At 72.7% G+C, this 18,524-nt stretch carries 16 protein-coding genes and 1 pseudogene; 5 read left to right on the top strand and 12 right to left on the bottom strand.

The window, feature by feature from the left end:
• The first annotated feature begins 106 nt into the window (after window positions 1-106).
• On the top strand, window positions 107-835 hold the full coding sequence (locus C1J01_RS32895; RefSeq protein ID WP_111182862.1) for an amidohydrolase family protein: 729 nt from the start codon (window positions 107-109) through the stop codon (window positions 833-835).
• On the opposite strand, the gene C1J01_RS32890 is transcribed toward C1J01_RS32895, so the two are convergent.
• The 5 genes from C1J01_RS32890 to C1J01_RS32870 all read right to left on the bottom strand — a co-directional run bounded on the left by C1J01_RS32890 (window position 825) and on the right by C1J01_RS32870 (window position 6,098).
• On the bottom strand, window positions 825-1,724 hold the full coding sequence (locus C1J01_RS32890) for a dihydrodipicolinate synthase family protein (RefSeq protein WP_111182861.1): 900 nt from the start codon (window positions 1,722-1,724) through the stop codon (window positions 825-827). The genes C1J01_RS32895 and C1J01_RS32890 overlap by 11 nt on opposite strands.
• A 69-nt stretch (window positions 1,725-1,793) precedes the next feature.
• Window positions 1,794-2,666 carry a carbohydrate ABC transporter permease gene (locus C1J01_RS32885; RefSeq protein WP_111182860.1) on the bottom strand — a complete coding sequence of 291 codons (873 nt, stop codon included), beginning with the start codon at window positions 2,664-2,666 and terminating at the stop codon, window positions 1,794-1,796.
• A complete protein-coding gene (locus C1J01_RS32880; protein ID WP_111182859.1) occupies window positions 2,663-3,529 on the bottom strand; it encodes a carbohydrate ABC transporter permease in 867 nt (288 codons plus the stop codon). The genes C1J01_RS32885 and C1J01_RS32880 overlap by 4 nt, the downstream gene beginning before the upstream one ends.
• A 47-nt stretch (window positions 3,530-3,576) precedes the next feature.
• Entirely contained in the window at window positions 3,577-4,785 is a 1,209-nt protein-coding gene (locus C1J01_RS32875; RefSeq protein WP_181449087.1) for an ABC transporter substrate-binding protein, read from the bottom strand.
• A gap of 122 nt (window positions 4,786-4,907) precedes the next feature.
• On the bottom strand, window positions 4,908-6,098 hold the full coding sequence (locus tag C1J01_RS32870) for a DegT/DnrJ/EryC1/StrS family aminotransferase (RefSeq protein WP_220040217.1): 1,191 nt from the start codon (window positions 6,096-6,098) through the stop codon (window positions 4,908-4,910).
• Between the two features lie 43 nt (window positions 6,099-6,141).
• Between C1J01_RS32870 and C1J01_RS32865 the strand changes: the two genes are divergently transcribed.
• Window positions 6,142-7,347, top strand: coding sequence for a hypothetical protein (locus C1J01_RS32865; protein ID WP_235854828.1), 1,206 nt, complete (start codon window positions 6,142-6,144; stop codon window positions 7,345-7,347).
• Here C1J01_RS32865 and C1J01_RS32860 read toward each other — a convergent pair.
• The 3 genes from C1J01_RS32860 to C1J01_RS32850 all read right to left on the bottom strand — a co-directional run bounded on the left by C1J01_RS32860 (window position 7,344) and on the right by C1J01_RS32850 (window position 10,407).
• Window positions 7,344-8,399 carry a dihydrodipicolinate synthase family protein gene (locus C1J01_RS32860; RefSeq protein WP_111182857.1) on the bottom strand — a complete coding sequence of 352 codons (1,056 nt, stop codon included), beginning with the start codon at window positions 8,397-8,399 and terminating at the stop codon, window positions 7,344-7,346. The genes C1J01_RS32865 and C1J01_RS32860 overlap by 4 nt on opposite strands.
• 38 nt (window positions 8,400-8,437) lie before the next feature.
• Window positions 8,438-9,445 (bottom strand): NAD-dependent epimerase/dehydratase family protein, encoded by a 1,008-nt coding sequence (locus C1J01_RS32855; protein ID WP_111182856.1) that lies wholly within the window; start codon window positions 9,443-9,445, stop codon window positions 8,438-8,440.
• A gap of 77 nt (window positions 9,446-9,522) precedes the next feature.
• Window positions 9,523-10,407, bottom strand: coding sequence for a Gfo/Idh/MocA family protein (locus C1J01_RS32850; protein WP_111182855.1), 885 nt, complete (start codon window positions 10,405-10,407; stop codon window positions 9,523-9,525).
• Window positions 10,408-10,607: 200 nt separating this feature from the next.
• Here C1J01_RS32850 and C1J01_RS32845 point away from each other — a divergent pair, with 200 nt between their 5' ends.
• Window positions 10,608-12,566 (top strand): PQQ-binding-like beta-propeller repeat protein, encoded by a 1,959-nt coding sequence (locus tag C1J01_RS32845; RefSeq protein ID WP_111182854.1) that lies wholly within the window; start codon window positions 10,608-10,610, stop codon window positions 12,564-12,566.
• Window positions 12,567-12,568: 2 nt separating this feature from the next.
• The gene (locus C1J01_RS32840; protein ID WP_111182853.1) at window positions 12,569-14,794 is read left to right on the top strand and encodes a PQQ-binding-like beta-propeller repeat protein; all 2,226 of its coding nucleotides are present in this window, start codon (window positions 12,569-12,571) and stop codon (window positions 14,792-14,794) included.
• A gap of 294 nt (window positions 14,795-15,088) precedes the next feature.
• On the opposite strand, the gene C1J01_RS32835 is transcribed toward C1J01_RS32840, so the two are convergent.
• Window positions 15,089-15,691, bottom strand: coding sequence for a GrpB family protein (locus C1J01_RS32835; protein ID WP_111182852.1), 603 nt, complete (start codon window positions 15,689-15,691; stop codon window positions 15,089-15,091).
• Window positions 15,692-16,011: 320 nt separating this feature from the next.
• Here C1J01_RS32835 and C1J01_RS32830 point away from each other — a divergent pair, with 320 nt between their 5' ends.
• Window positions 16,012-16,734: a VIT1/CCC1 transporter family protein gene (locus C1J01_RS32830; protein WP_111182851.1), complete on the top strand. Its 723-nt coding sequence runs from the start codon at window positions 16,012-16,014 to the stop codon at window positions 16,732-16,734.
• Window positions 16,735-17,134: 400 nt separating this feature from the next.
• On the opposite strand, the gene C1J01_RS32825 is transcribed toward C1J01_RS32830, so the two are convergent.
• The 3 genes and pseudogenes from C1J01_RS32825 to C1J01_RS32815 all read right to left on the bottom strand — a co-directional run.
• A complete protein-coding gene (locus C1J01_RS32825) occupies window positions 17,135-17,770 on the bottom strand; it encodes a LysE family translocator (RefSeq protein WP_111182863.1) in 636 nt (211 codons plus the stop codon).
• Window positions 17,767-18,306 (bottom strand): cupin domain-containing protein, encoded by a 540-nt coding sequence (locus tag C1J01_RS32820; protein WP_111182850.1) that lies wholly within the window; start codon window positions 18,304-18,306, stop codon window positions 17,767-17,769. Before C1J01_RS32820 ends, C1J01_RS32825 begins: the two co-directional genes overlap by 4 nt.
• Window positions 18,307-18,316: 10 nt before the next feature.
• Window positions 18,317-18,524: pseudogene (locus C1J01_RS32815) on the bottom strand (spore germination protein GerW family protein); the annotation flags it as partial.

Here is an 18,524-nt window from a genome sequence, read left to right as displayed (position 1 = left end):
CCCCCCACTACGAGCCCCTCGTCCCCCTGCTGCGCCTGGCGACCAGCGGGCTGAAGCCGGACGAGATCGCCGCCGTGGCGGGCGGCAACGCGAGGAGGCTGCTCGGATGATCATCGACGTGCACGCCCACTGGGGCCCGTGGTTCTTCACCATGGACGTGGCCGCGGCCAACCTGTCCGCGATGGACCGCTACGGCATCGACCTCGCGATCGTCTCGGCCACCGAGGCGGTGATCTACGACGCCCGTGCGGGCAACCGGGCCCTGGCCGGCTGGCTGGCCGGTCAGGACCGCCATCTCGGCTACGTCACCGTCAACCCCCGCCGCCTCGCCGACGCCGAGCGCGACCTGCGCGAGTACCTGCCCACGGGGCGGTTCGCCGGGGTCAAGATCCACACCGACTACACCGGCTCGCCGGTCTCCTCGCCGCAGACGCGCGAGGCGCTGGCCATGGTCGCCGAGGCCGGCGTGCCGGCGCTCGTCCACACCTGGGGCGCGACGGTGCTGGACCTCGCCGAGGTCTGCCGCGACACGCCCGGCCTGCGCGTCATCGCGGGCCACATGGGCGCCGACGGGTACGCGTACGCCATCGAGGCGGCGCGCGGCTGCGACCGTCTCTACCTGGAGCCGTGCTACTCCCACGCCCCGGCCGGGCGGGTGGCCCGGGTAGCGGCGGCGGTCGACCGCACCCGGCTGCTGTTCGGCACCGACTCGACCCTCATCGACCCGGCCTCGGCGTTCGGCGCGGTCGCGGCGGCGAACCTGGACGAGGAGACGGCCGAGCTCGTCGCCTGGCGCAACGCCGCCCGCCTGTTCGGCCTGGACGTCACGCCGTAGCCGCGAGGACGGACGCGCGCTCCGGCTCCGGCAGCCCGGGGCCGTACGGGTCGAAGGCGTGGCTCTCGGGGATCAGGCCCTCGGCGGCGGCCAGCCAGAGCATGCGCTGGACGTAGCCCTCCATGGGGGCGGTGAAGGTGGCGGCGGCCAGCCGGTCGAGGCGTGCGGAGGCCTTCTCGAAACCCCGCAGGTCGTCGCCCTCGAACGCGCGCAGCACCGCGGCCGTCGTCTCCACCGACGCCGCCGCGATGCCCACGAGCGCCGCCTGCGCGCCCCACAGGAGCGAAGGACCGAACATCCGGTCCTCCCCCGTGATGGCCAGCCGGCCGGCCTCGCGGGTGAGCGCGATCGTGCGCTGGCAGCCCATCGCGTCGGACAGCAGCGCGGTCTTGAGCCCGGCGACGCCCGGATGGCGCAGGATCTCGCCGAGCGCGGCGGGCGGGCAGGGGTCGGTGTACAGGTCGAAGGCGATCATCGGCAGCCCGGCGGCGGCCCACACCTGCTCGTGCAGCGCCGCCCGGTCCCCCTGCGACGGGAACACCAGCACGCCGTCGGCGCCCAGTTCGGCGGCCATCCGTGCCTCCTCGGGGGCCTCCTCGAGCGCGAGGGACCGGCCGCCGCCGACGCCCGCGATCACGGGCACGCCCGTGCGCACGGCGCGGGCGATCAGCCCGGCGCGGACGTCCGGGGCCAGGAAGGGGCCGCGGCCGGTGTGGGCGAGGACGGCCAGGGCGTCCGCGCCGCAGGCGGTCAGACGGCGGTAGTACGCCTCCGCGACGTCGAGGTCCACCTCTCCCGACCGGGTCATCGGCGTCGCCGCGGCGGCCACCAGGGCGCCGCGCAGGCGATCACGCAGCCGGGCGGCCCGCGGATCGATCGGCGTGCTCATGAGTTGCTCCCCTCACCGGACGTTCCGGGCGACCAGCGTAGGCCGTACGGACCCGGCGAAGGGAGCGCCTCACTTCAAACCGGTCATCGCGATGCTGTTGACGAGGTAGCGCTGCAGCAGGAAGAAGACCACCAGGCAGGGCACCGCCGAGACGGCCGCCGACGACATCAGTGTCGCCCACTGCAGCTCCTCGGTCTTCAGCACCGTCAGGCCGACGGTGAGGGTGCGGGTGGCGTCGCTCTGCGAGATCACCAGCGGCCACAGGAAGTCGTTCCAGTGCCACAGGAAGACGAACACGCCCAGCGTGGCCAGGATGGGCTTGGTGAGCGGCACCACGATCGTCCAGTAGACGCGCAGCTCCGAGGCGCCGTCCACCTTGGCGGCGTCGAAGAGCTCGTCGGGCAGCCCCATGATGAACTGCCGCATGAGGAAGACGGCCTGCGAGTTGGCGAGCGTCGGGACGATCAGCCCCCAGAACGTGTCGGCCCCGCCGAGGTCGGAGACGAGCACGTACAGCGGGATGAGCGTGGCCTGGAACGGCACCATCATCGTGGCGATGAACGTCCACAACATCGCGTCGCGGCCGGGGAAGCGCTTCTTGGCGAAGGCGTAGCCGGCCATCGACGCCGTCAGCAGGATGATCACCACGGAGACGACCGAGTAGACCAGCGAGTTGACGGTCCACTCGGCGAACCCGGACGCGCCCAGGATCTGCGCGATGTTGTCGAACGTGAGCGCGTCGGGCCACTGCACGGGCACGGTCGGCGCGCCGCGCGGCGAGAGCGCCACGATGATCATCGCGATGAACGGGCCCAGGGTCAGCAGCGACATGACCGACAGCAGCGCGTACAGCGCCCACCTGCGGGCCCGTCCGCGGGCGGGGCGCCGGGGCGCGGCGGCCCGCCCGGCGCGGGCGGCGGGGCGCGTGGCCGTCAGCGTCATGTGTCCTCCTTGCCGACGATGCGGCGCTGGATCAGGGAGACGACCAGCACGACGGCGAAGAGCACCATGCCCCACGTGGCCGCGTAGCCGAACTCCCAGAACCGGAAGCCGCGCTCGAAGATGCCGTAGATGAGGGTGTAGCTGGCCTTGGCCGGGCCGCCGCCGGTCATCACGTAGATGGTGTCGAAGACCTGGAACGACGAGATCGTCTCGATCACCAGGACGAAGAAGAGCGCGGGCTTGAGCAGCGGCAGCGTGATGCTGCGGAAGCGCTGCCAGGCGTTCGCGCCGTCGACCGTGGCCGCCTCCAGGTACGTGCCCGGGATGGCTTTGAGCCCGGCCAGCAGGATGAGCATCGAGTAGCCGAAGCCCTTCCAGCAGGAGACGACGGCGAGCGCGGGCAGCACCAGGTCCGCCCGCTCCATGAACGCCACCGGCCCGAGCTCGACCTTGGCCAGCAGGCCGTTGAGCAGGCCGTCGAACTCGTAGATCCAGCGCCAGATGATGCCGGCGAAGACGAAGCTGGTCACGTACGGCAGGAAGAGGATGCCGCGGAACAGGCCGCGCAGGAAGACGACGGCGTTGAGCAGCAGCGCGGTGCCGAGCGAGACCAGCACGACGAGCGGCACGTAGATGGCGGTGTACACCAGCGTGACCCGGAGACTGGACCAGAAGTTCGGATCGTTCACGAGCCGGACGTAGTTGTCGGCGCCGGTGAAGCTCCACTCGCCGCCGATGTTCCAGTTCGTCAGGCTCATGCCGGCCGCCGCGAGGGTGGGGAAGATCCTGAACATCAGGAACAGCACCAGCATGGGCAGGACGAACAGCAGTCCCGTGATCGGGTCACGCAGGCGGTGACGCACCTGGTTTCACACCTTTCGAAAGACGGGACCTCCGGGGGGAGGCCGGGTCAGCTGCCGCTCGCCAGCAGCTCGTTGGCCTCGGCGGCGGCGGCGTCGAGGGCGGTCTTGGCGTCCTCCTTGCCGATCAGGGCCGCCTGCACGTGCGCCCCGATCATCGCCATCACCTGGCGGGCCTTGGGGTGCGTGTCGCCGGGGAAGGCGTACTCCAGCGCCCTGGCGAACTGCTTGGAGGTCTCCGACTGGTCGGGGATGGTCACGTCGGTGCGCGCGGAGTAGAAGCCCGACTCCTTGGCCAGCGCCGCCGCCACCTCGGGCGAGGCGAGGTAGCCGGCGAACTTCTTGGCCGCGTCCTTGACCTCGGAGTGCTTGGCCAGCACGAGGCCGCCCGGGATGCCGAAGGCGACCCGCTTCGTGCCCTCCAGGGGCAGGCCGATGCCGACGTTCTCGGGGCCGATGGCGGCGCCGAGCTGGTCGGCCTGGAGCGCCGTGGCCGCGTGGTACATCGCGGTCTTGCCGGCGGCGAGCGGGCCGCCCTCGATGTCGTTGCCCTTGCTGGCGGTGTTCTCCGGCAGGCCGCCCGCGGCCTTCAGGTCGAGCAGCAGCTGCAGGCTGTCGATGCCCTGCTGGTTGTTGACCGTCACGCTCTTGCCGTCCGGGGCGAACACCGAGCCGCCGTTGGCCCACAGGATCGGGTAGAAGCTCTGGTTGAGCGAGTCGGGCTTGCCCGGGTAGTCGAGGATGGCGACGCCCTTGGCGGCCAGCTTGGGCGCGGCCTCCTTCAGCTCGGCGAGCGTCTCGGGCACCTTCTCGACGCCCGCCTCCTCGAAGAGCTTCTTGTTGTAGATCGGCGCGGTGATCGTCTGGTAGATCGGCACGCCGTAGAGCTTGCCGTCCACGGTCAGCCCGGTGAGCGAGTTGGGCAGGTACGCCGCCTTGTCGGGCGCGACGATGTCGTCCACGGGCTCGAGCGTGCCCTGCTGGGCGTACTGCGGGATCTGGTCGGGGCCGAGCACGACCAGGTCGAAGCCCTTCCTGGAGGCCAGGGCGGTGGTGACCTTCTCCTGGCGGCCGTCCCAGGGCTGCTGGTCGATGGTGACGTCGATCGTGGGGTTCGCGGCCTCGAAGTCCTTCTCGACCTTGTCCCAGAACGTCTTGTTCTTGGCCACGTCGCTGATGACGGGATACATCCAGAGGGTCACCGCGCTCTTGTCCGAGCCCGAGCCACCGGACCCGCATCCGGCGATCACGGCGCTCATTGCGGCCACGATTCCGGCTGCCGTTGCCTTCCTCATCGGTGGCGTCCTTTCATGAATACCGGTCCTGACCGAAACCTAGTTATTTTGAGCTGAACGGGTCAATGGGTGATACATGAACGTAACTAGGGCAGGTTCGGGTAGCTCGCGACCGCCTTGGCGACGGCGTCCACGTGCTCCCGCGTGTAGTGCTCGTTCCAGTCGATGACCACGAGGGTGGCCTCGACCAGCCGCTCGGCCTCCGGGCATGCGGCCGGGCGGTAGCCCTCCAGCGGGTAGGCGGAGCTGCCGTAGACCGGCCGGCCCCACAGCGGGGCCCGGTTGAGGGGCTCCTGCAGATAGCCCGCCCGCGCCGGGATCCCGGCCGCGCTCAGGTGCGCGGCGAGCTCGGGGGCGTCGCCGCCGGGCAGCACGAGCGGCAGGAGCCACCAGGCGTGGCCCTCGGGGCGCGGCAGCCGGATCACCGCCTCGCCGGGGGCGTCCGCCTCCGCGACGCCGTCCAGGGCGCGCAGGGCCTCGAGGAGGAGGGCGGCGGTGTGCCGGCGGGACGCCACGACGCCGGGCAGCTTGGCCAGCTGGGCCCGCGCCACGGCGGCCTGGAGCTCGGTCATCCGGTAGTTCAGGCCGAGGCTCTCGTGGGAGCGGCCCGCGGCCCGGTCCCAGCCCTTGTCGGCGAACAGCCGCATGCGGCGGGCGAGCTCGTCGTCGTCGGTGAGCGTCAGGCCGCCGTCGCCGCAGGTGATGTGCTTCCACTGCTGCAGGCTCAGGGTGCCGACGTGGCCCGCCGTGCCCGCGTACCGGCCGCCGGGCAGCTCGGTGAGCCACGCCTGGGCGCAGTCCTCGATGAGCGTCAGCCCGTGCTCGTCCGCCAGCGCGCGCAGCTCCCCGGCGCGGGCGGGGGCGCCGAACAGGTGGACGGCCATGATCGCCCGAGTGCGCGGCCCGATGAGCCGTTTCACGGCATCCGGGTCTAGGGTGCCGTCGGAGGGATCGACGTCGGCGAAGACAGGAACGGCGTTCTGCGCCAAGATGGGGGCCACGGTCCCGAAGTCCGTGATCGGGGTCGTGATGATCTCGTCTCCGGGGTCGGGCGCCGCCGCCACCACCGACAGGTGCAGTGCCGCGGTGCCCGAGCTGCACGCGACCACGTGGCGGGCGCCGTACAGATCGCCGATCTCGCGTTCAAGCGCCCGCGCCTCGGTCCCCCAGACGGAGCTCAGCATGCCGGAGCGGATCACCCGTTCCAGCGCCGCCGTCTCCTCGTCGCCGAGGGTACGGCCGGCGGGTTCGGCCATGTTGGGAAAATGCAGGGTCACCAGTTAACCTTTCGGTCTAGACCGTAATGAGAAGGAGGCGCGGGTGGGTATCGTCATCGGAGTCGTCGGCCCCCACGATCTGGTCGACGACGTCGCGGCCACCTGCGAGGAGCAGCCGGGCGTGAGCACGATCCGGCTCGACTACGACCACGAGTCGCAGGCCCCGGCGATCGTCGAGGGGCACGCCTCCTCCGTCGAGGGGTGGTTGTTCACCGGCATCGTCCCGTACATGCTGGCCCGCAACGCCGACGTGCTCTCGCGGCCGGCCGCGTTCGTCGACTACTCCGGCGCCACGCTGCTGAGCGCCCTGGTCCGGCTGCAGCACGAAGGCCACGACATCACCCGCCTGTCCATCGACACCATCTCCCCCGCCGACGTCACCACCACGTTCGTCGAGGCGGGGCTGCCCACCGACCGCCTGCGCACGCTCGGCTACCGGCCCGACGCGACCTCCAGGAAGGTCGTCGCCTTCCACCGGCGCGGCCCGGCCCACCCCGTGATCACCTGCATCAGCTCGGTGCACGAGGCGCTGCGCGACGAGATGCACGTGCTGCGGCTCGCGCCGTCGGTGCACTCCGTGCGCGTCGCGCTGCGCCAGCTCCTGCTGACCGCCGAGGGCCAGGCGCAGGAGGACGCGCAGATCGCGCTCGGGCTGGTGGAGGTGGACGGCGAGGAGGGCCTGCTGCGCGAGGCCGGCGCGCTGGGCGGCACGCTCGCCGCCTTCCGCGGCGGCACCCACCTGCTGGTGACCACGCGCGGCCCGCTCCACGACGCGACCGGCGGCTTCACCGGGCTGCCCATGCTGGCCCGGCTGGCCGCCCACAGCGCCGTGGCGCGGGTGGGTTTCGGCCTCGGCCGCAGCTCCGCCGAGGCCGAGAGCCTGGCCCGGCGGGCGCTGGCCCGCGCGCGGCGCATCGGCGACGTGGCCGCGGTGCTGTCATTGCGCGCCGACACCGACATCGTGCTGGAGTCGGTGGCCGGCGCGCCCACCGGCGCCCAGAACCTGTCGGTGCTCGCCCGCCGGGTGGGCCTGTCGGTGCCGACCCTGGAGAAGCTGCTGGAGGCCCGCGAGGCGGCCGGCGGCGCGGCGCTGACCACCCGCGAGATCGCCGAGCGGCTCGCCGTCCAGCAGCGCACCGCCCGGCGCATGCTGCACCGGCTGGAGCTGGCCGGGCTGGCCGAACGCACCGGCAACCTGACCAGCGGCTCCAGCGGCCGTCCGCTCACGCTCTACCGCCTCACCCTCTAGGCGAGCCATCGGTCCAGGCCCTCGGCGACGAAGTCGTCGTCGCGCAACCACGGGTACGCCGCCCAGATGCGGTCGATCTCCGCGAGCTGCCCCGGCGACAGCTCCTCCTCCGGGTCCAGGCACCAGCGGCCGGCCAGCAGCCCCTGGCGGCGCAGCACCTCGTGGATGCCCGGGATGCAGCCGCGGAAGCCGTTGGCGGAATCGAAGATGGCGGCGTTGGCGTCGGTGAGGTGGCCGTCGAGGCTGAGCAGCCGGCGCACCGCCGCGTCGTCGCCGGAGCGCGCCAGGGTGGCCTGCTCCAGCAGCTCCACCGCCCGCCGCACCCACACCGCCCACTGGCCGAGCAGACCGCCGACGAACTCCACCTCGACCTCCCGCCCGTCCACGATCACCCGGTGAGTGGTGATGAGGTCGGCCAGGATGTGGTCGTCGTTGCCGGTGTAGAGCGCCACCTCCCCGGCCCGGCCCGCGCGTACGACGCCGTGCAGCACGTCGAGGGTGCGGTAGCGGTCGAAGGGGGCGACCTTGACGCCCACCACCGACTCGATCGAGGCCAGCCGCGTCCAGAAGTCGCGCGACAGCGGCCGGCCGCCCACGGCGGGCTGCAGGTAGAAGCCGATCACCGGCAGCACCTCCCCCACGGCCCGCGCCCGCTCGACCAGCCCGTCCTCGTCCAGCTCCCGGTACGGGCTGAGCAGCACCATGTGGTAGCCGAGCGACCTGGCCAGCTCCGCCTCGGCCACGGCCCGCTCGGTGGGCCCGGTCACCCCGGCCACCAGCGCCACCGCGCGCGGGAACTCCGCCGCCGCGTCCGCGGCCAGCTCCAGCACCGGCCGCAGCAGGCCGGTGCCGTGGATCGCGAACTGCGTGGTGTGCACGCCGACCGCCAGCCCGCCCGCACCGGCCTCCACGTAGTAGCGGGTCAGGGCGCGCTGGCGGCGCTCGTCCAGCTTCCTGTCCTCGGTCAGGGCCAAGGGATGCGCCGGGATCACCAGACCGCGCCTGAACAGGTCCCGTACGGACGTGTGCGCTTCCGGAGCCGTGCTGAGCACGTGAGGTCCCCCTTTGTCGTCAGAAGTGAGCACGCGGGTCAGAACCGCCCGTCGCGGCGTTCGAATTTGGTGGGCTTGCCGAGCAGCGGCCCGCCCTCGGCGACCCAGCGCGCCGTGTGCTCGATGAGCTCGGCGGGGGTCAGCTCGGGGTAGCCGAACAGGCGGTGGCAGCGGGAGGCGTCGGACAGCAGCGCCGTGGGCGCCTCCTCGCCGGTGAAGACCGGCTCCTTGCCGAGGACGTCGCCGAGCGCCCGCGCCGCCTGCCGTACGGAGATCAGCTCGGGGCCCGTGACGTTGAGCACGTACGGCGGCGTGCTCGCCAGCAGCAGCGAGCGCAGCGCGACCTCGTTGGCGTAGCCCTGCCAGACCACGTTCACCTGGCCCGTGGTCACGTCGATCGGCTCGCCCGCCAGCACCTTCTGGGCCAGGTCGACGAGCACGCCGTAGCGCAGCTCCACCGCGTAGTTGAGGCGGATCAGCGACATGGGCGTGCCGCCCGCCTCGGCGAAGTGCGTCAGCACGCGCTCCCTGCCGAGGCAGCTCATCGCGTAGTCGCCCACCGGGCCCACGGGATGGTCCTCGGTGCAGCCGCCGCCGGCGACGGGGACCAGCGGGTAGACGTTCCCGGTGGACAGCGCGGCGATGCGGCTGCCGGCGAAGCGTTCGGCCACCCGGCCGGGCAGGTAGGTGTTGGTGAACCAGGCGGTGTGCTCGCGGCCGTGGGTGCCGAACTTGGCGCCCACCAGGAACACCACGTTGGGCGCGTCCGGCAGCTCCAGCAGCGCCCGGTCGTCGGCGACGTCGGCGGCGACCACGGTGGCGCCGGCGGCGCGGAGGTCGTCGGCGAGCCCCGGCTCGGAGAAGCGCGACACCGCGATGATCCGCCGGTCGCCGCGGGTGGCGTTCAGGGCCAGCCGCACCAGGCTCGGGCCCAGCTTGCCGCCGGCGCCCAGGATCATGATGTCGCCCTCGAGCCTGCCCAGATCGCCGACGAGCCCGGCACTGGGCCGTGCCAGCCGCTCCTCGAGTTCCGCTGTCGTCCGCACGCGGTCTCCTCCATCCGTTATTTACGGTCCAGACCGTAACTGGGAGAGAGTCCGGCTGTCAACGGGGTACGGGCTGCTCAGGCGCGTTCGCGCGCGGTGACGAGCACGTCGAGCACGGCCCGGGTCTGGCTCCACGGCACCGGGCTGGGCGCGCCGCCCACCATGGCGAGGAACGCCTCGATCGTCCCCTCGTAGCCGAGGCCCTTCACCGGGTCGTCGCCGGGCTCGATCACGATCGTCTCGGTGGAGTCGCGTTTGTGCAGGGTGACGGTGTAGGACTCCGAGGCGGAGACGCCGAGGATCTCGACCGTGCCGGTGACGCCGTCGTCCCAGCGCAGCGCGAGCACGCCGGTGTCCTCGGAGCGCAGCGTGGTGTAGTGCCGTGTGGCCCCGGCCGCGCCGGCCAGCCGCACGGCCGGGCCGAGCAGCGCCACCAGCAGCTCCACCCCGTGGATCCCCATGGTCACCATCGTGCCGCCGCCCTCGCCGGGCGTGTCCTGCCAGGCGTTGTAGCCGGTCGCCCAGATGCCCACGTCATGCCGTACGGTCGCCCGCACGGCCAGCAGCTCGTCACGGTCGACGCGCACGCCGGCGAAGGCGGGAGCGAAGCGCAGCACCGAGCCCGACAACACGCGGTCGTGGATCGGCAGCCGGTCGAGCTGCTCCAGCTGGGCGCGGGTGGCGGCGGCGGGCTTGTTCACGAAGCAGGGCGCGCCCGTCTCCAGCACCCTGGCCAGCGCCTGCGGCACCTGGGGGTTGGGCACGGTGAGCACCACGCCGTCGGGACCGCCGGCCAGCGCCTCCGCAAGGCTCGCCGCCACCTTCGCCCGGGGGTGCTCGTCGGTGAAGCGCCGCAGCCGCTCCGGGTCCGGCTCCCAGACGACGAGGTCGGCGTGGCGGGCGAGGGTGCGGGCGTCGGTGTAGGGGTGGCTGGTGGCGAGGCCGGCCAGAGCGATACGCACGGCTGTCTCCGTTTCATGCACATCTGCCAGAAGTGCCCATCATCATCCCAGCGCCGCGGCCGTCCCCGCCGGGCCCGGGTGTTGACAGTGTCGCAATCTGCTCATTACGGTCGGGTCCGTTACTGGTGCCATCCATGGTCGACCTTCACGCTTCTCGCATTTCAGGTGTGACCGTAATCCAGAAACCCGTCGGGAGCCCCATGTCCTGGTTACGCCGACTCCTCCTCCTGCCCGCCGCCGCGGCCCTGCTGCTGCCGCTGTCGCCGCCCGCCGCCCACGCCGGGACCGCGCCGTCGCGCTGCGGGCCCGCGGGCGGCCCGATCACCTCGTACGGACCCGCCAGCGTCACCAACGCGCTCGGCAACGCCGTCTTCGTCGGCGACACCCTCTACGCCGTCACCCGCGGCCTGTCGCCCAACGTGGTCGGCGCGTACGACACCGCCGCCGACGCGGTGACCGCCCACCACGACATCCCCACCGGCATCGGCGCCTGGGCGATGACCACGGTCGGCACCGACGTCTACGTCGGCACGCACGGCCCCGCCGACCTCTACAAGCTGGACACCCGCACCGGCCAGGTGAGCGAGGTCGCCTCCTTCGACGACGACTACGTCTGGAACATGGCCGCCTCCCCCGACGGCAAGGTCTACCTCGGGATGTCGCCGACGGGCCGGGTGATGGAGTACGACCCGGCGACCGGCGCCACCCGCGACCTCGGCGCCGCCGTCCAGGGCGAGGAGTACGTCCGCAGCATCGCCGCCGACGACACCACCGTCTACGCGGGCGTCGGCAGCCACGCCCACCTGGTCGCCATCGACCGCGCCACCGGCGCCAAACGCGAGATCGGCCCGCCCGAGCTGGCCTCCCGGGACTTCGTGGCCAGCATGGCGATGAACGACACCCACCTGGCGATGGGTATCTCCTCGCAGGGCGAGCTGCTCGTGCTGGACAAGGACGACCCGGGCGACTACCGCATCGCCGCCGCCCCCGGCGAGAAGTACGTCACCTCGGTGGCCTTCCTGGGCGAGCACGTCTACTTCACCGGCCGCCCCACCGGCACGCTCTACCGCTACCACCTGGCGACCGGCGAGGTCGAGGCACTCGGCGTGCCGTACCCGGAGGCGGGCACGCAGGTCCTGCACGCGCACGGCGGCAGGATCTGGGGCACGCAGGACGGCGCGGTCTTCGTCTACGACCCGGCCACCGGCGGGCTGGAGTACCGCAACCTGGTCGCCCGGGGCATGCGCGCCGGCCCCGAGCAGCCGATGACCGTCTTCTCCGACGGCACGTACGTCTACGTCTCCGGCAAGGGCGGGATGCAGGTCCACGGCCCCGGCGGCGAGTCGCACCGCGTCGGCATGCCCGGCGAGCCCAAGTCCATGGCGCTCGCGGACGGCCGGCTGTACCTCGGCGTCTACACCCAGGCGCTGATCTACGGCCACGAGCCGGGCAGCGGCGAGGCGCGCCTGCTGGCCGGGATCGGCAACCGGCAGGACCGGCCGCGGGACATGGCCTACGACGCGGACACCGGCCTGCTCGCGATCGGCACCCAGCCGGAGCCCGGCCAGGAGAACGGCGCCCTGTCGCTCTACGACCCGCGCACCGGCGAGCTGGACGTGCGCCGCCCCGTCGTGCCGGACCAGAGCGTCTATTCGGTGGCCGCCGCCGAGGGCGTCGCCTACCTCGGGACGTACGTCCAGGAGGGCTTCGGCCTGCCGCCCAAGACCACCACCGCCCGGCTGGCCGCCTACGACCTGCGCGAGCGGAAGCCGCTCTGGCAGATGGAGCCGGTGCCGGGCGCGGCCTTCGTCGCCGACGTCGTGCGCCACCGCGGCCATCTTTACGGGGTGACGGACACGGGCGTGCTCTTCGAGGTGGACCCGGCGCGCCGGCGGGTGACGAGGACCGCGAAGGTCGGCGCGTTCGGCGGCGACCTGGTGGTCCAGGGCGGCCGGCTGTACGGCGTCACGGGTGAGACGGTCAACAGGGGCGAGCGGGTCTACCGGGTGGACCTGCGCGCGTTCACCACCGGGACCGTCGCCGACGGGCTGGCCGGCGAATGGTTCGACGGCGCCAAGCTGGCCGCCGACCGCTGCGGCCTGTACACGCTGCGCGGGCGCGACCTGGTCCGGATCGACACCCCCCACGGAAGGAACTGAGCATGCGTCGCTTGACCACGATCCTGCTGGCGGCCCTGCTGGCCGGTACGGCCGCCCCCGCGGCGCTCGCGCAGGACGAGCCGCAACCCCCCGCCGGCACGGTCACCGACTTCGGCGTCCAGTCCACGGCGCTCACGGTGTTCGAGGGCTTCTTCGGCACGGACACGAGCGGGCGTCCCGCCGTCTACAGCGTCCAGATGGGCACGCCCGGCGTGCTCTCCGTGGTGGACCCCGTCACCCGCGAGCACCGGCACACGGCGACGATGGCCGACTCCTCGGGCGCCTGGGCCGTCACCCAGGCCGACGACGGCTCGGTGTACACCGGCAGCTACCCGAACGCCCACGTCTACCGCTACGACCCGCAGAGCGAGGAGATGACCGACCTGGGCGCGCCGGTGCCCGGGCAGACCGTGCTCTACGGGTTCCAGCCCGGCGAGGACGGCAGGATCTACGGCGGCACGTACCCGGGCGCGCACGCGTTCTCGTACTCGCCGTCGGAGGGCTTCCGCGACCTCGGCGTCATGTACGAGGGCCAGCAGTACGTCATCGACGTCGCCGTGGACACCGAGCGCGAGGTGTTGTGGGCCGCCATCGGCTCCGCCGGCCACCTGGTCAGGATGGACCTGCGCACGGGCGAGAAGCGCGACATCTGGCCGGAGGAGCTGCGCGGCGACCCGAACTACCCGGCCGACATCAACCTGGTCGGCGGCAAGCTCTTCGTCAAGCGCACCAAGCTCGACGGCATCGTGCTCGACCCCGACACCGGCGCGGTGCTCGCGCGCGACTTCACCATGAGCTCGCGCGGCACCACCCGCGTGGCGGACGGCTCGTACGTCTACTTCACCTCCGGCACGGCGCTGTGGCGCTACGACCTGACCACCGACACCCCGGAGCCGGTGCCCGGCCCCGTGACCGCGGGCGGCCCCGGCGTGGGCTGGGGCTTCGTGGACGGCCGGCTCTACGGCCTGATCGGCAACTACGCGCGCGACGCGCTGTCGTACGACCCGGCCACGGGCGCGTCCGAACGGTTCAAGCTGCCCTTCCCGGCCCAGCCGATCGACATCAACAACGTCAGCGCGGGCCAGGACGGCAAGATCTACACGAACCTCTACATCAACGGCACCGTCGCCACGCTGGACCCGGCCACCGGGAAGGTGACCGAGCTCGGCCGGGTCGCCCAGACCGACGGCTGGTTCTGGCACGAGGGCAAGATGTACCTCGGCACCTACCCCAACGGCGCGGTCCTCGAGTACGACCCGACACAGCCGTTCCGGAGCGGGAGCAACCCGCGTGAGCTGTTCCGCCTCATCGGCGACGGCCAGAACCGCCCGCACGCCTTCGCCGCCGCGGGCGGCAGGCTGTACGTCGGCACCACGCCCGACTACGGCCTGTGGGGCGGCGCCCTGACGGTCCACGACTTCGCCACGGGCGAGCACGAGGTGATCAGGGCGCCCGTCGCGGACCAGGGCGTGATCTCGCTGCTGGCACGCGGCGGCACCCTGTGGGGCGGCACGACGATCAACGGCGGGGGCGGCACCACCCCGAAGGCCGACGAAGCCAAGATCTTCACCTTCGACCTGGCCACCGGCACGAAGACGTCGGAGTTCGTGCCCGTGCCGGGGGCCGACTCGATCACCTCGATCGTGGAGGGCCCCGACGGCCTGCTGTGGGGCCTGGCCGACGGCGAGCTGTTCGTCCTCGACCCGGACACCTCCGAGGTCGAGCGCCGGGTGGACCTGCCGGGCGGGTACGGCGGCGTCCAGGACGAGCTGCACGTCAACCCGGACGAGCACGTCTACGCCTCGCTCGACGGCCACCTGCTGCGCATCGACCCCCTGTCCATGGAGGTCACCGAGCTGCGGGAGGACGGGACGTACCGCTCCAGCCAGGACGGCGCGGGCAACCTGTGGTTCCGCAGCGGCGCCAAGAGCGCCAACAACGCCGTGCAGGGCGGGGCGCGGCTGCTCCGCTACACCCCGCCCGCCGACGCCTGCCCCGGCTCCGACCTTTCGCAGAACGTGATGATCAAGGACGTGGACAGCGGCGTCGCCAACCGCTACCGCCCGGACGGCTGCACCGTCGAGGACCTGATCAAGGACGAGCAGCACACCGGCCCGGCCCTGGTCGGCCACGTGGCCAAGGTCACCGCCGCCCTCGTCACCGCGAAGACGATCACCCCCGCGGAGGCCACCAAGCTCATCACCGCCGCCCGCACCGCCCGCTACTGACCCCTCTCCCCGCCCCCGGCACGCACGGCAACGCGCGCCGGGGGCGCGGACGCGCATCCTCAGGCGCGACCGCAGAGCCCAGCTCGCGAACGCCCACGCCCACGGCACGAAGGCACGTGGCAGAGGGGTGAAAGCACGTGCAGAGGCGCGACCTCGCGCACTGGGATGCGAACACGCGCAACAGGCCCGGCCGCGCGTCTCCGGGCGGCCGGGCGCGAACTCGCATGCCGGAGACCCGCAGGCACTCGCGCGCATGCCGGAGACCCGCAGGCGCGCACCCGCGTGCCGGAGGCGCTACTCGTGTGGGTCGGGTGCCGGTTCGGCGCGGGTCATGATGTCCTGGACCACCGCGGCCTTGGCGTCCGCGTAGTACTGCACGTGCCGCCACACCCGCCGGGCCAGGTCGCGTTTGGTGTTCGCGTACAGCGCCCGGTCGGCGTCGTCGGCCCGCAGCCGGTCGCGGAAGCGCACCATCCGCTCGACCTCCGGCTCGCCTTCGCTGAAGACGTGCAGGTTGACGTCGGTGTCCGGCCCCTTGAGCAGCCGGTGCTCGTACCAGTCGGGCTCCCGTACCCGGAGCCGGTAACCGACCGCCTCCAGGGCCGGGACATAGGACGGCTCGTCCGCGGAGTCGGACACCACCAGCACCATGTCGATGACCGGCTTGGCGCAGAGCCCCGGCACCGACGTCGACCCCACGTGCTCCACCCGCAACGCCGTCACCCCCAGAGCCGACCGCACCCGCCCGGCCTCCCGCTCGAACAACGCGGGCCAGCGGGGGTCGTACTCGACGAGCGTGATCGGCGCGTCGTGGGGTTTCCGCTCCCCCACCGTGACCTTCCGCAGCTCCTCATCACTCCGGGGCGCGGAACCCGAGCCCCCCGGCGTCGACGACATGCGATCTCCCTCCACTCGCGCGGCACGTCCCCGGTCGAAGGCCCGCAGCCCACGGCCGGACCCGAGTCACGCGCAACGACATGCCCGACGTCCACGAGGCCGGCGACGCCGCTCCCCGGCAGCGTACAGACCGTCTCGGCGAGACCCGGCACCCCGCGTGGTTCCCGGCCGCCGGCCCGCGGCGACGTGCCGCGCCCTCGACGTCCGCCACACCCCCGGAGGCGCCTTTTCGCAGGTCAGGCAAGCCTTTCCTTCGTTGCGGATCTTGATTCCCATATGCCACATTTAAGTTAAACGATGGCAAAACGGAGGGGACTTACATGACCATCGAGCTCGACCGCCCCTACTCGCCCGAGCAGCACCACAGCCACCGGGACGTCACCGGCGGCTGGCTGCGTCCGGCGGTGTTCGGGGCGATGGACGGGCTCGTGTCGAACTTCGCGCTCATCGCCGGCGTGGTCGGCGCGGCCGGGGCCGGGCGGGGCGCGGTGCTGGCCGGGTTCGCCGGGCTGGTGGCCGGGGCCTGCTCCATGGCCGCCGGCGAGTACACGTGCGTGAAGTCGCAGACCGAGCTGATGCGCGCCGAGATCGCCGTCGAGCGGCGTGAGCTGGCCCGCAACCCCGTGGGCGAGCGGGCCGAGCTGGCGGCGCTCTACCGCTCGCGCGGCCTCGACCCCGAGCTGGCCGAGCGGGTGGCCGAGGGACTGTCGGCCGATCCGGAGCAGGCGTTGCGGGTGCACGTGCGCGAGGAACTCGGCGTCGACCCCGACGACCTGCCCTCGCCGCGGCTGGCCGCCGTGTCGTCGTTCTGCGCGTTCGCGACGGGCGCGCTCGTGCCGCTGGCGCCGTTCCTCTTCGGGGCCTCGGGCCTGCTGGTCGCACTGGTGGTCAGCGTGATCGCCCTGTTCGGCTTCGGAGCGACGGTAGCGGTGATGACCGCGCGCCCGTGGTGGCTCGGCGGCCTGCGCCAACTCGTCCTCGGCGTAGGCGCCGCCGCCGTGACCTTCGGCCTGGGCCACCTCCTCGGCGTCGCCGTCTCCTGACCCACCGCCCCACCACCAAGAAACGCCACCACAGCGGACGCGGCCAGAGACGCCGCGCCATCACCTGTGGCCTGAAGCCCCGCCCATACGGCGACGCTCCGCCGGGTGGCGGGCCAAGGGTAAGTGATCCGTTACGGGACGGTGAGGCGTTACAGCAGGGACGCGGCACCGGGGGACGGGCAAGGCATTACCGGCGGCTGCCGTGGCACCGGCGGGCGACCCCGATGTCCTCGCCGGCCTGCCGCAGCAGGCCGGCAGCGGCTTCGACAACCCCGAGCGGCCCCGCATGACGACCACATCCGGCCGGTGGACACCGGTACCGGCGGGCGGCCGGTACGGGCAGGCGTCCCGGTGCCGACGGGTGGCCAGGTACGGGCGGGTGGCCCCTTGCGGTGGTTGGTCATGGGCGGGTGGTGGTGGCTAGGCGGAGGCCGAGGGTGATGAGGGCGGTGCCCGTCAGTGCGTCGACGGTGCGGCGGACGGACGGGCGGGCGAACACCTTGCGGAGCGTCCCCACCATGCCCGCCACGAGCAGGAACCAGGCGACCGTGCCCGCCAGCGCGACCGCTGACAGCAGCAGCGTCTCCACCGCTCCGGCGCCCGTGCTGACGAACTGCGGCACCAGGGCGACGAAGAACAGCGCCGCCTTGGGGTTGAGCACGTTCGTCAGGAGTCCTTCGGCGAACGCCGCCCACGGCCCGCGCCTGACGGCGGCGGGGTCGTCGAGCTCCAGCGGGCCTCCGCCGCGCAGGGCGGCGCGCAACGACCTGACGCCGAGGTAGAGCAGGTAGGCCGCGCCGACGAACTTGACGACGGTGAACGCCGCCGCCGAGGCCGCCATCAGCGCCGCGATGCCGGTGGCCGCCGCCACCACCCAGGCGGACACGCCGACGGCGATCCCCACGGCCGCCGCCATGCCATGGCCGCGGCCCGAGACGGCCGAGCGGCGTACGACCACCGCGAAGTCGGGGCCGGGCGACATCGCCCCGAGCAGCACGATCCCACCGAAAGCCACAAAGTTCGCCATGGTCGTCATGACGGCCACCGTACAAGGACGCGTCCCTCGGGCACCACGGCCGAACGCTCCCACGTCCACGTCGGCACGGTGATCATCTCGGCCGGGCGGTCGAGCGGCACCGGTGTGTCGAGCAGCGCGGAGCACGGGCTGAGCGGCAGGCCGCCCCGCGGGACGACCACGGTCTCGAGCGGCGTGCGGCAGGTCGCCCCGTCGGGCTCGTCCAGCTCGCCGGGCACCCACGCGGCCTGCCCCGCGAACGCGATGTACGCCAGGGCCCCGCCCGGCGCGGCGCCGGAGTGGCGCAGCGTGCCGGCGGGCAGCCAGCCGTGCTGCCCGGGCATGAAGACGACGCCGGAGACGTGCAGCTCGCCGGCCAGCAGCACGAGCTCCTCCCCCGCCAGGTGGCGGCCGCGCTCGTGGCGCGCCCAGCCGGGCGGGAAGCGGACGAGCGCCGCCGAGCCGCCCAGCCGGGCCAGCCGCACCGGGAGGTTGGAGCCCGGGATGAGGAAGGGCCGGCCGGGCAGCTCCGCGTCGTCGAGCAGGTCGATCAGCACGGCCGTCGCGTCAGCGCCTGCGGCGCCGCTTCTTGAGGATGGTGCGCAGCGTCAGCAGCAGCACGACCGCCACGAACTGGCCGCCGAGCACGATGCGGTTGACGTCGATGGCGGGCCGCCAGATCGCGTCGCCGTCCTTGAGCACGAAGACCCCCGCCGGCGTGGCGCCGAACCCGTAACCGCCCCCGCTGCCGCTGCCCTGCTCCCCCTTGTCGCGC

This window comes from Nonomuraea aridisoli (genome assembly GCF_003236395.1).
GTDB classification, from domain to species: Bacteria; Actinomycetota; Actinomycetes; order Streptosporangiales; family Streptosporangiaceae; genus Nonomuraea; species Nonomuraea aridisoli.
The sequence above is the reverse complement of the archived record's forward strand: the minus strand, read 5'-3'. Positions and strand labels throughout refer to the sequence as shown.